The following is an 11784-nucleotide window of genomic DNA, read 5'->3' as shown; positions in this document are numbered from 1 at the left end:
CGGACATGCACGTCGTCCTCGTCCCCGGGTTCTGGCTCGACGCGAGCGCGTGGGACGACGTCGTCCCGGTCCTCCGGGCCGCCGGCCACAGTGTCGATGGGGTGACCCGGAACGGGGCGACGCTCGACGACCAGGTGGCCGACCTCGTCCGACGTCTCGACGCCGCACCGGAACCCGTGGTGCTCGTGGGCCACTCGGGCGGGGGTCCGATCGCCGCCATGGCAGCCGACCGACGCCCCGGCCGGGTGCGGCACCTGGTGTACGTCGACACCTTCCCCGGCCCCGAGGGCGGGTGCGTCAACGACGAGCTGCCGGTCGTCGACGGACAGGTCCCGCTGCCGCCCTGGGACGTCTGGGAACCAGCGACCGTCCGCGACATGACGCCGGAGGTCCGCGCGGACCTCGAGCGTCGGGCGGGTGCCGAACCCGCGCGGGTGGCGTCCGACCGGTTCCACTACACCGACCCGGCCCGGCACCGGATCCCGGCGACGGTCATCACGTGCGAGATCGCGGCGGACGAGCTGGCCGGCATGGTCGCCGACCACCAGGCCTGGGCCGCCGAACTCGTCGCGACCGAGGAACTCGAGATCGTCGGGCTGCACGCCGGGCACTGGCCGATGCTCACGGTCCCGCGGGAGCTCGGTGCGCTGATGGTGCAGGCGCTGGCGCCGCGCCCGACCGACGGCGTCTAGCCGGGCGGCCACCGGACGGCCGGACCGCGCGGACCAGGACGCACCCGCGGAGACGCCCGCGTAGCGTCCGGCGCGTGGACCTGCAGACGTGGACGAGTTGGGCGGGCGCGGAGGACTACGACGTCGCCCGCTTCGTGCTCCAGCGCGGGGTGGCGGCGATCGCGTGCCTGGCGTTCCTGTCCGCCGTCGCGCAGTTCCCGGCGCTCCTCGGTGAGCGGGGTCTGCTCCCGGTCCCGCGGTTCATGGAGCGGCGGTACGCGCAGACCCTGCCCGTCGTCTGGCGGTGGTGGCGGTACACCGACCGGCGCCTGCGGATCCTGGCCGGGGGCGGGGCCGTCCTGTCGGCCGGCATCGTCGTCGGGCTACCGCAACGGGGGCCGGCGTGGGTGCCGGTCCTGTGCTTCCTGCTGCTCTGGCTCGCCTACCTGTCGATCTCCGACGTCGGGCAGACCTTCTACGGGTTCGGGTGGGAGTCACTCCTGCTCGAGTCGTTGTTCGTCGTCGCGTTCCTCGGTTCGGACGAGGTCGCGCCGCCGATCGTCGTCCTCGTCGCGATCCGGTGGCTGGTGTTCCGGCTCGAGTTCGGCGCCGGGATGATCAAGATGCGCGGCGACCGGTCGTGGCGGGACCTGACGGCGCTGTACTACCACCACGAGACACAGCCGATGCCGAACCCGATGTCCCGGACGGCGCACCTGCTGCCCCGTCCCGTGCACCGACTGGAGACCCTGGGCAGTCATGTCGTCCAGCTCGGCGTCCCGTTCCTGCTCTTCGCCCCGCAGCCGGTCGCCTCGATCGCGGCGGCGCTCGTGCTGCTCACCCAGGTGTGGCTCGTCGTCACGGGCAACTTCGCCTGGCTCAACTGGCTCACCCTGGTGCTGACGTTCGCCGCGATCGACGACCGTTCCGTGGCGACGGTGTTGCCGTTCCTCCAGGGCATCGCGGAGACCGGACCGACCGCGATCCCGGCGTGGTTCGTGGGGCTGACGGTCGTGGTCGGCCTGCTGCTGCTCGTGCTGTCCTGGCCCTCGGCGAAGAACCTGGTGTCGCGGCGGCAACTCATGAACGCCTCCTTCAACCGGTGGCACCTCGCCAACGCCTACGGTGCCTTCGGCAGCGTGACGCAGGAGCGGGACGAGGTCATCGTCGAGGGGACCCTGGCGGAGGACCCGGACGAGGACGACTGGTCCCCCTACGAGTTCAAGGGGAAGCCCGGTGACCCGCGGCGGCGTCCGGCCCAGTTCGCGCCGTACCACCTGCGGCTCGACTGGCTCATGTGGTTCCTGGCGCTCGGAGCGGACGACGGGTGGTTCCGGGTGTTCGTCCTGCGACTGCTCGAGGCCGACCGGCCGACGCTCCGGCTGCTCCGACACGACCCGTTCGACGGGCAGCGGCCGAGGTGGGTGCGGGCGCGGGTCTTCCGGTACCGCTTCGCGACCAGGGCGGAGCGGCGGGCGACCGGTCTCCACTGGATCCGACAGGAACGCGGACTGCTCCTGCCGCCGTCCGGTCTGCGGCGCTGAGGTACCCGCCGCCGGTGCGACCCGGCGGGCACGGACGGGAGGCGCGGCTTGCGACGCGCCCGGCGGTCGCGTAACGTGGGCGGCTGGTTCTCCGCGCCTGCGCGGAGCACCCGTTGTTCTGCCCTCCGACCGTCGCGAACGCCGCGGTCGCGTGGTACCGGATCCGAGCCTCCAGGCCTGACTGAACCCCCAGGTTCAGCGGTCGACGGTGGCCGACCGCCGGTCTGGGCGGTGCGCACACCCCCCTCGCTCAGCCACCTCCGGTGGTGCAGCGCGTGCGCGCCAGGCAAGTGACCTTGGGTGCAGCCGATCGGCTGCACGGTGAACATCAGGAGGAAACCATGGCTGCAGTGTGCCAGGTGACCGGCGCCGTTCCCGGCTTCGGACACGCCATCTCGCACTCGCACCGCCGGACGAAGCGTCGCTTCGACCCGAACGTGCAGAAGAAGACCTACTACGTGCCGTCGCTGCGTCGTAACGTGACGCTCAACGTCAGCGCCAAGGGCATCAAGGTGATCGACGCTCGTGGCATCGAGTCCGTCGTGGCGGGCATCCTCGCCCGTGGGGAGAAGATCTGATGGCGAAGCGCGGTCAGGACATCCGTCCGATCATCAAGCTCCGTTCCACCGCGGGTACCGGGTTCACGTACGTGACGAAGAAGAACCGCCGGAACAACCCCGACCGTCTCGTGCTGAAGAAGTACGACCCGGTCATCCGCAAGCACGTCGACTTCCGTGAGGAGCGCTGAGTCATGGCGAAGAAGAGCAAGATCGCGAAGAACAACCAGCGCGCCGTCATCATCGAGCGCTACGCCGAGCGTCGCCTCGAGCTGAAGAAGGCCCTCGTGGACCCGAACGGCACCGACGAGTCCCGCGAGGCCGCCCGCGTCGGCCTGCAGAAGCTGCCGCGCGACGCGTCGCCGGTCCGCTACCGCAACCGCGATGCCATCGACGGCCGCCCCCGTGGCCACCTCGGTGAGTTCGGCATCAGCCGTGTCCGCTTCCGCGACATGGCCCACCGTGGCGAACTGCCGGGCATCACGAAGAGCTCCTGGTAAGCACCAGCACCACCGACGCCCCCACGACCTCCCGAGGTCGTGGGGGCGTCGTCGTCCGCCTGGCGTCCACCGAGCGCGCCGGAGGGCGCGTCGGTCGTCACATCGGCCCCACCAGCCTCTCCCGTTGTTCGGCAGGCCCGGAAAACCGGGCGAGTCGACGGGAAACCCCGGGACCGGCTGGTAGGTTCATCACCGGTTCCACGGGCCCTCGGCCCGCCGGGCCTGCAGCACGGGACAACCGTCCCGGGCATCCGGGCGTCCGCGTCCGACCCATACGCAAGAAGTCCGAGGAGGACATCCAATGGCTGACAAGTCACTGAACCGCACCGAGCTCGTCGCTGCCGTCGCCGCCGAGTCCGGCCAGAGCCAGGCCACCGTCAACGGCGTCGTCGACGCGCTCTTCGCCGTCGTCGGCAAGTCCGTCGCGGACGACACCAAGGTCACGATCCCGGGCTGGATCGCCTTCGAGAAGACCCACCGCGCCGCGCGCACCGGTCGCAACCCGCAGACGGGTGAGGCCATCGAGATCGCCGCGAGCGACTCGGTCAAGGTCAGCGCCGGCAGCAAGCTCAAGGCGTCGGTCAAGTAAGACCCCGCAAGCTCCACGGAAGGGACGGCGTCCGCGCCGTCCCTTCCGTCGTTCCCACAGGGTGCCGACCGTGGTCGTCGCCGTGCCCGGGGCAGCGCCTAGGCTTGACGGGTGAACCGCATCGCGCGCATCGCCGGCCCCGGCGTCCTGTTGCTCGTGGCGTTCGTGTCCCTGCTCGTGGCGCTCGTCGTCGGTGGTGGAGCCGATGCCGCGCTCATCGCCGACCCCGGCGCCGTCGTCCGCTTCGGACTGCCGCTCGCGCGCATGCTGGTCGACCTCTCGGCAGCCGCGACCATCGGCGGACTCGCGCTCGCCACGATCGGCCTGTCCCGCACCGCGCCGGAGTGGGACCGCGCGATCGACGTCGCCGCCGGGGCGGCCGGTGTCTGGACCGTCACCGCGGCCGTCACCACCTTCTTCACCTACCTCAGCGTCGCGGGCGGGGCCGTCAGCCTCGACGCCGGCTTCGGGCAGTCGATGGGCGTGTTCCTCACGGGCACCGACCTCGGGCTCGCCTGGCTGACGACCGTGCTCGTCGCGGCGGTCGTCACGGTGCTGTGCTTCGCGGTGCGGTCCCGGGGGATGGTCGCGCTCACCACGGCGGTCTCGCTCATCGGCCTCGTCCCGCTCACGCAGCAGGGACACGCAGCCGGCACCGCGAGCCACGACGCAGCGGTCACCGCGCTCGGCCTGCACCTGGTCGGGGCAGCGCTCTGGGTCGGCGGACTCGTCATGCTCGTGCTCGTCCGCGACGTCCTGCCCGGCGCACGCCTGGCCGCCGTGGTCGGCCGGTACTCCAGCGTCGCCCTCGGGTGCTTCGTGCTCGTCGCCGTCTCGGGTGTCGTCTCCGCCCAGATCCGGATCGGGGCGTTCGACGAACTCGGCAGCCCGTACGGCGTCCTGGTGCTCGTCAAGGTGGGCGCCATCGTCGCGATGGGGGTCATCGGGGCGGTGCACCGTCGCCGGGCGATCGCGTCGCTCACGACCAGCCCGACGCGCGTCCGGCCGTTCTGGACGCTCGTGGTCGTCGAGCTCGCCGTGATGGGGATCGCCTCCGGGTTCGCCGCCGCCCTCGGCCGGACCGCGACCCCGGCCGGGCAGCTCGCACTGAGCAAGACCAGCGACCCGACCCCGGCCGAGATCCTGACCGACGACCCGCTCCCGGCCGCACCCGGCACGTGGGGGTGGCTGACGAACGGGAACGTCGACCTCTTCTGGCTCATGGCAGCGGTGCTGCTCGTCGCCGCGTACGCCGCCGGGGTCGTCCGCCTGCGCCGGCAGGGCCGCGCCTGGCCCGTCCGCCGGTCCGTCGCCGCCGGCATCGCGATCGTGGCACTCGTCGTCGCGACGTCGGGTGCGCTCCACACCTACGACCGCTTCCTGGTCTCCGCGAACATCGGCGCCCACGTGCTGCTCGGCCTCGTCGTGCCCGCGCTCGTCTGGGCGGCAGCGCCCGTCCAGCTCATCCGTGCGGCCGTGCTGCCGCGGGAGGACGACAGCGCCGGCGTCCGCGAGTGGACCACCGTCCTCGTCGACAACGCCGTCGTCCGCTACCTCGTCCAGCCGTTCCCGGCGTTCGTGCTGCTCGCCGGCATCTGGTGGGGCCTCTACGCCACCGACGTGCTCCGCTGGTCCGTCAGCGACGCGACGGGCCGCACCGTCGTGGACCTCGTGTTCCTGGTCGTCGGCCTCCTCGCGCTGCCCACGCTCCTCACGCCGGTCGCCATCGGTGCCCGCCGTCCGTCGACCGCGGCGTTCCTGGTGCGCGGCGCCGGAGCCGTCGTGGTCGCCGCGGGCACGGTGTCGCTCGGGATCGCCATGCAGGGGCCGCTCGGGCTGCTGCAGGCGTCCTGGTTCGGAGCGATGGGCCGGACCTGGGGACCGGACCCGCTCGTCGACCAGGCGCGGGGCGGTGTCGTCCTCATCCTCGCCGGGGTGCTCGTGGTGGTGGCCGTGGTGGTGGTCGGACTCGTGCGCCTCCGCCGCACGCAGCAGACCGGCGGGGACGCCCTGGCGGGACCGGACACGGGCCTCCCGGCCGTGGCACCCATCCCGAGCGGGTCGAGCGCACCGTGAGCGTCGAACTCTCCGCGGAGCAGCGCGCCGTCTTCGAGTACATCGAGTCGACCCGCGACCACGTCTTCATCACCGGCCGCGCCGGCACCGGCAAGTCGACGCTGCTCAACCACCTGTCGTGGAACACCGAGAAGCAGGTCGTGATCTGCGCGCCCACCGGGGTCGCTGCGCTGAACGTCGGCGGACAGACCATCCACTCGCTGTTCCGCCTGCCGATCGGCCTGATCGCCGACGCCGAGCTGCGGCAGGGGCCCGACACCCGGAAGCTCCTCAACACCATCGACACCCTGGTCATCGACGAGGTCTCGATGGTGAACGCGGACCTGCTCGACGCCATGGACCGGTCGTTGCGCAAGGCCCGCGGACGCCAGTCCGAGGCGTTCGGCGGCGTGCAGGTCGTCATGTTCGGCGACCCGTACCAGCTGCCGCCGGTGCCCGGCGACGGCGACGAGCGTGCCTACTTCACCGACCACTACCGGTCGATGTGGTTCTTCGACGCGAAGGTGTGGCTCGAGGCCGAACTGCACATCATCGAGCTCGCGACGGTGCACCGCCAGCGCGACGACGCCTTCGCCGCCATGCTCACGGCCGTCCGCCACGGCCGCGTCACCGCCGACGTCGCGGGGCAGCTCAACGCCGCCGGCGCCCGTCCGGCCCCGGACGACGCCATCACCCTCGCCACGCGGAACGACACCGTGGCGCGGATCAACAAGGCCGCCCTCGAACGGCTGCCCGGCAAGCTGAAGACCGCCAGGGCCGACGTCAACGGCGACTTCGGCGGGCGGAACTTCCCCGCGGACGAAGCGCTCGAACTCAAACCGGGCGCGCACGTCATGTTCCTCCGGAACGACCCGGACCAGCGCTGGGTGAACGGCACGCTCGGGATCGTGCGGAGCATCCGGGACACGGTCTGGGTCAGCGTCGACGGCGAGGACTTCGAGGTGCAGCCCTCGGTGTGGGAGAAGTTCAAGTACTCCTACGACCCGGACAAGAAGGAACTGAAGAAGGACACCGTGGGGGAGTTCCAGCAGTTCCCCCTCCGACTCGCCTGGGCGGTCACGATCCACAAGTCGCAGGGCAGCACGTACGACCGTGCGGTGGTGGACCTCGGCAACCGGGTGTTCAGCGCGGGCCAGACCTACGTGGCGCTGTCGCGGTTGACGTCACTCGACGGGCTGTACCTGACGCGCCCCCTCCGCCCGGCGGACATCATCGTCGACCTGGACGTGCGGCGGTTCATGTCCGAGTCACCCCGCGTCGTCGCGACCCAGCTCGAGGCGCCGAAGCCCGCCGGGACGCCGGAGTCCGACGCCTCCTGAACGACGACGCCCGCCTGCCTGATCGGCAGACGGGCGTCGTCGTGGAGGTGCGGGTCAGGCGCGGGCCGCACGCAGCGCGCGGAGGTTCTCCTTGTCGGCACCCAGTGCGGTGAGGACCAGGACGACGCCGACGATCGCGTGGAAGACGTTGTCCGTCGTGTTCAGCGCGAGGACGTTCGCCGAGGTGGCCGAGAACACGAAGCCGTAGACGGCGAGCACGAGCAGCACGACACCGATGACCAGGTTCACCGCACGGGACCCGATCGTGTTGCCGAGGCCCACGATGAAGAACGCGGCGGCCAGGAGTGCCCAGATCGCGCACAGCGCGGGGTTCAGCATGAAGGAGTTCCAGAGGAACCCGCCCTCGCGGCTGAAGAACTGTCCACCGTTGTCCTGGGCGAAGAAGAAGCCCAGGAAGCCCCAGATCGCGAACAACGTGCCGGCGGTCATCGCCAGTGCACGGTTCGGCGAGGCGGTGATGCCCGGTTCCTTGATGGCCACTTCGGTCTCCTCTTCCTGCGCGACGATCGCGCTGTACGGCTGCCCGCCACCGCGACCTGTGTCACGCTGTCCGGAGGCATGCTGTCCGGACACCTGTCGCAGGAGGGCCGTGGCCCCGCTCCGGAGGCCGGCGCTCCCAGCTCCCGACGGGCGCTGCAACGGTATCGTGTCGGACCCCGACCGACCGAATCGCTTCCCGCCCAGCAGGCGGACGACGAGACCGACGACGATGACTCCGAGGAGGACGATGCCCGTGATCCGGACCCCCGAGCGCACCGCGCCGGAGTCCCGCGACGACGGACGTGGACCGAGCGTGTCCCGGAGGTTCCGGTGGGCGCTGCTCGCGGCTCTGGGGTTCGTGATCGTGCCTTCCGTCTACGCGGTCGCGGTGTTGACGCCGACGGGGCAGCGGATCGAGGACGCCGCACTCGGCGGTGTCCGCGAGTCCGACCTGTTCGGGTCGGACACCGCCCTCAACGTCATCTCGGTCCCGGTGATCCTGCTGTTGGTCGTCGTGATCGCCGCCGTCGCGTTCGCACGCAGGCGGCTCGCCGTGGGGCTCGGAGCGGGCTTCGTGGTGCTCGCGTCCGCGGCCACCTCGACGTTGCTCAAGCGTATCGCCGAGCGCCCGGAGATCGCCCAGTCACCGACGCCCAACTCGTTCCCGTCCGGGCACGCGACCATCGCCCTCGCCGCGCTCTTCGCCGTGCTCATGGTGACGCCGCGACGTCTCCGTCCGGTGGTCCTGGTCGTCGGAGCGGTGTACGCCGTCTTCGTGGCGAACCAGACGGTGGTGTACGGCTGGCACCGGGTGAGCGACATCATCGGTGCGTGTGCGGTCGCCCTGTTCTGGCTCGGTCTCGTCCGGGCGGTCGGGCCGGCCGTCGACCGGGGCACGCGGGGGGACCGTGACGGGCATCGCGGCCCGCGCCGGGTCGTCACGGTCGTGCTGCTGCTCGCGGTCGCCGCGACGGTCCTCGTCGGGGTGGTCGCCCTGCTCGTGGGGACGACCGGTGGCGACCACGGGGCGATGCTCCTCGCCGGGCGCATGGCCTCGTCGGCGGGCGTCCTCGCCGTCATCACCGCGGTGTGGCTGGCGGACGGGATGCACACCGTGCCGCGCACGACCCGTCCGGACGGACCGGCCGTCCACGTCTGAAGCGACCGGTGCCTCCTGGCCGTCGCCGCCCGCGCCTGGCGGGGATGCCCGCCCGCGCCTGGCGGGAATGCCGTGACGTGCGCTACGTTGTACCCGTCAGTTCGATGCAAACGCATAGAACGGCACGGAAGCCAGCACACGACGGAGGCGGCGCATCATGCAGTTCGGGATCTTCACGGTCAGTGACGTCACGACCGACCCCACCACGGGAACCACGCCGGACGACACCCAGCGCGTCCGGGACATCCTGACCATCGCGCAGCACGCGGACCAGGCCGGTCTCGACGTCTTCGCGACCGGCGAGCACCACAACCCGCCGTTCGTCGCGTCGAGCCCCACGACGATGCTCGGCTACCTCGCCGGCGTCACGAAGGACATCACCCTCTCGACGTCGACCACGCTCGTGACGACGAACGACCCGGTGCGGATCGCCGAGGAGTACGCGATGCTCCAGGTCATCTCCGACGGCCGCATGGACCTCATGATGGGCCGCGGCAACACCGGCCCCGTCTACCCCTGGTTCGGCAAGGACATCCGGCAGGGGCTGAACCTGGCGGTCGAGAACTACGCGCTCATCCGCCAGCTCTGGGAGAACGAGGTCGTCGACTGGCAGGGGCAGTTCCGCACACCGCTGCAGGGCTTCACCTCGACGCCGCGTCCGCTCGACGGCGTGGCGCCCTTCGTCTGGCACGGGTCGATCCGCACCCCGGAGATCGCCGAGCAGGCCGCCTACTACGGCGACGGCTTCTTCCACAACAACATCTTCTGGCCCATCCAGCACACCGAGCAGATGGTCGGGCTGTACCGCCAGCGCTACGAGCACCACGGACACGGGCGCGCGGACCAGGCGATCGTCGGCCTCGGCGGGCAGTTCTTCGCCCGGAAGAACTCGCAGGACGCCTGGGACGAGTTCCGTCCCTACTTCGACAACGCCCCGGTGTACGGCCACGGCCCCTCGATGGAGGACTTCACCGCGCAGACGCCGCTCACCGTCGGCTCGCCGCAGCAGGTCATCGATCGGTACGCGACCATGAAGGACCACGTCGGGCACTACCAGCGCCAGCTCTTCCTGATCGACCACGCGGGCCTGCCGCTCAAGACGGTGCTCGAGCAGATCGACATCCTGGCCGAGGACATCGTCCCGGAGCTCCGCCGCATCAACGAGGCCGACCGCCCCGAGCACGTGCCGGCGAACCCGCCGACGCACCTCGAGCGGGTGGCGGCCGCCCAGGCGGCGGGAACCGCCGGTGCCGATCACGTCGCAGCGCTCGACGAGTGGACCGGCGCCTCGGTCTGATCGGTCCGAGGGCTACCTGACGGCCGGGAGGCCCGGTGCCAGCTGGCACCGGGCCTCCCGTCCGTCGTGTGCTCGCGCGGGCGGCGCCACGGCCCTGCCGCGGCTCAGCGGGTGGTGTCCGCGGCCCGCGCGAGCCGCGGTGTCCGCCGAGCCGGGCCGCGCGGCGGGGCCGGACGCGCGGGCACGAGCTTGAGGCCCACGACGCAGCCGACGATGCCCGCGATGAAGACCACGCGCAGGACGGTGACCGGTTCGGCGCCGGTCGCCATGCCCCACAGGACGGTGAGGGCCGCGCCGGTGCCGGTCCACACCGCGTAGGCGGTGCTGATCGGGATGTGCCGGAGCACGTACCCGAAGGCACCCAGGCTCAGGACGATCGTGACCGCGAAGACGAGCGTCGGGCCGAGCCGGGTGAACCCGTCGCTCTCGCCGAGGGCGGTGGCCCAGACGGTCTCGAACGCGGCGCTGACGAACAGGACGACCCAGGCCATCAGCTCACGACCTTGAGTCCGACGACGCACGCGACCAGGCCGAGGACCAGCGCGATCCGGGCGACGGACGCGGCCTCCTGCCGACGGGCGATCGCGACGAGGACGGTCAGTGACGCCCCGATGCCGACCCAGACGGCGTAGGCGGTGCCGACCGGGATCTCCTTCATGGCGAACGCGAGCCCGACCATGCTCAGGGCCATGCCGGCGACGAAGACGATCGTCGGCACCACCCGCTTGAACCCGTTCGACGCGCCGAGTGCGGTGGCCCAGACGGCCTCGAGCACGCCCGACAGCACCAGGACGACCCATGCCATGTGCTCCTCCGATCCGAAGTCGTACGAGTGTGCGACTTCACGACCCCCAGTTCTAGCACGAAGTCGTACGACTGTGCGAACATTGCCGGATGGCGCGCAGCATCGACCTCGGGGAACGCCGTCGGACCGTCTCCGAGGCCGCCCACCGGGTCCTGGCCCGTGACGGCCTGGGCGCACTGTCCGTCCGGAACGTCGCCGCCGAGGCCGGACTGCCGCCGAGCACCGTCCGGTACGCGTTCCCGACCCAGGCGAGCGTCCGCGAGCACGCCATCGCGTTGGTCTTCGACCGCACGCGCGAGCGCATCGCCGCCATCCCGGACGACCTGCCGGTCCGGGACCGCGTGCGCGCCGTGCTCGTCGAACTGCTGCCGCTCGACGCCGAGCGGGTGGTCGAACTCGACGTCTACCTGGCGCTCGGGAACGCCGCGCTCACCGACAGGGAGCTCCGGCCGACGCTCGACCGCGTCGTCGCCGAGATGCGGGAGTGGTGCGAGCGCGTCCTCACGATGCTCGGCGTGCCCGAGGAGGACCGCGAGTACGAGGCGCAGCGGCTGCACGCCCTCATCGACGGCCTCGCGATGCACGTCGCCCGGCTCGAGCCCGGCGCGGCGGGGGACCGGGCGATCACTGTCCTCGACCGGCACGTGGACGGACTCACGACGACACGCTGACCGCACTGCCGCGCCGCCGCGCCGGGGTCGGCCGCCGTGGATGAGAGGTCGCCGCCGTCGGGCAGGGCACGGGCCTGCCGGTCGGGGTCCTCGGC

14 protein-coding genes are annotated in these 11784 nt (G+C 71.6%); 11 read left to right on the top strand and 3 right to left on the bottom strand.

Annotated elements, in window-relative coordinates; genetic code table 11:
* Positions 1 to 5 precede the first annotated feature (5 nt).
* From DEJ16_RS03830 to DEJ16_RS03795, 8 genes are all read left to right on the top strand, one after another.
* Positions 6 to 692, top strand: coding sequence for an alpha/beta fold hydrolase (locus DEJ16_RS03830; RefSeq protein ID WP_110823935.1), 687 nt, complete (start codon positions 6 to 8; stop codon positions 690 to 692).
* 74 nt (positions 693 to 766) lie between these two features.
* A complete protein-coding gene (locus DEJ16_RS03825) occupies positions 767 to 2215 on the top strand; it encodes a lipase maturation factor family protein (protein ID WP_110823149.1) in 1449 nt (482 codons plus the stop codon).
* Between the two features lie 341 nt (positions 2216 to 2556).
* Entirely contained in the window at positions 2557 to 2793 is a 237-nt protein-coding gene (rpmB, locus tag DEJ16_RS03820) for a 50S ribosomal protein L28 (RefSeq protein WP_110823151.1), read from the top strand.
* Positions 2793 to 2963, top strand: coding sequence for a 50S ribosomal protein L33 (rpmG, locus tag DEJ16_RS03815; protein WP_110823153.1), 171 nt, complete (start codon positions 2793 to 2795; stop codon positions 2961 to 2963). Before rpmB ends, rpmG begins: the two co-directional genes overlap by 1 nt.
* 3 nt (positions 2964 to 2966) lie before the next feature.
* Positions 2967 to 3272 carry a 30S ribosomal protein S14 gene (rpsN, locus tag DEJ16_RS03810; RefSeq protein ID WP_110823155.1) on the top strand — a complete coding sequence of 102 codons (306 nt, stop codon included), beginning with the start codon at positions 2967 to 2969 and terminating at the stop codon, positions 3270 to 3272.
* A 301-nt stretch (positions 3273 to 3573) separates the two neighbouring features.
* Positions 3574 to 3861 carry an HU family DNA-binding protein gene (locus DEJ16_RS03805; protein WP_110823157.1) on the top strand — a complete coding sequence of 96 codons (288 nt, stop codon included), beginning with the start codon at positions 3574 to 3576 and terminating at the stop codon, positions 3859 to 3861.
* Between the two features lie 111 nt (positions 3862 to 3972).
* Positions 3973 to 5937: a cytochrome c oxidase assembly protein gene (locus tag DEJ16_RS03800; protein WP_110823159.1), complete on the top strand. Its 1965-nt coding sequence runs from the start codon at positions 3973 to 3975 to the stop codon at positions 5935 to 5937.
* A complete protein-coding gene (locus DEJ16_RS03795) occupies positions 5934 to 7256 on the top strand; it encodes an ATP-dependent RecD-like DNA helicase (RefSeq protein WP_110823161.1) in 1323 nt (440 codons plus the stop codon). The genes DEJ16_RS03800 and DEJ16_RS03795 overlap by 4 nt, the downstream gene beginning before the upstream one ends.
* A gap of 54 nt (positions 7257 to 7310) precedes the next feature.
* Here the strand turns inward: DEJ16_RS03795 and DEJ16_RS03790 are convergent, their stop codons facing one another.
* A complete protein-coding gene (locus DEJ16_RS03790) occupies positions 7311 to 7757 on the bottom strand; it encodes a DUF4383 domain-containing protein (protein WP_110823163.1) in 447 nt (148 codons plus the stop codon).
* Positions 7758 to 8004: 247 nt separating this feature from the next.
* On the opposite strand from DEJ16_RS03790, the gene DEJ16_RS03785 reads away from it, so the two are divergent.
* Both DEJ16_RS03785 and DEJ16_RS03780 read left to right on the top strand, forming a co-directional pair.
* The gene (locus tag DEJ16_RS03785) at positions 8005 to 8916 is read left to right on the top strand and encodes a phosphatase PAP2 family protein (protein WP_181419442.1); all 912 of its coding nucleotides are present in this window, start codon (positions 8005 to 8007) and stop codon (positions 8914 to 8916) included.
* 157 nt (positions 8917 to 9073) lie between these two features.
* A complete protein-coding gene (locus DEJ16_RS03780; RefSeq protein WP_110823167.1) occupies positions 9074 to 10213 on the top strand; it encodes a CE1758 family FMN-dependent luciferase-like monooxygenase in 1140 nt (379 codons plus the stop codon).
* Between the two features lie 104 nt (positions 10214 to 10317).
* On the opposite strand, the gene DEJ16_RS03775 is transcribed toward DEJ16_RS03780, so the two are convergent.
* Positions 10318 to 10704, bottom strand: a complete 387-nt coding sequence (locus DEJ16_RS03775) for a multidrug efflux SMR transporter (RefSeq protein ID WP_110823169.1) — start codon at positions 10702 to 10704, stop codon at positions 10318 to 10320.
* Entirely contained in the window at positions 10704 to 11018 is a 315-nt protein-coding gene (locus tag DEJ16_RS03770) for a multidrug efflux SMR transporter (protein WP_110823171.1), read from the bottom strand. The genes DEJ16_RS03775 and DEJ16_RS03770 overlap by 1 nt, the downstream gene beginning before the upstream one ends.
* Positions 11019 to 11107: 89 nt before the next feature.
* On the opposite strand from DEJ16_RS03770, the gene DEJ16_RS03765 reads away from it, so the two are divergent.
* Positions 11108 to 11689, top strand: coding sequence for a TetR/AcrR family transcriptional regulator (locus DEJ16_RS03765; protein ID WP_110823173.1), 582 nt, complete (start codon positions 11108 to 11110; stop codon positions 11687 to 11689).
* Positions 11690 to 11784: the final 95 nt, after the last annotated feature.

The organism is Curtobacterium sp. MCJR17_055 (assembly GCF_003224335.1).
GTDB lineage: Bacteria > Actinomycetota > Actinomycetes > Actinomycetales > Microbacteriaceae > Curtobacterium.
Note: the sequence above shows the minus strand (reverse complement) of the source record. Positions and strands in the feature narration are given on the sequence as shown.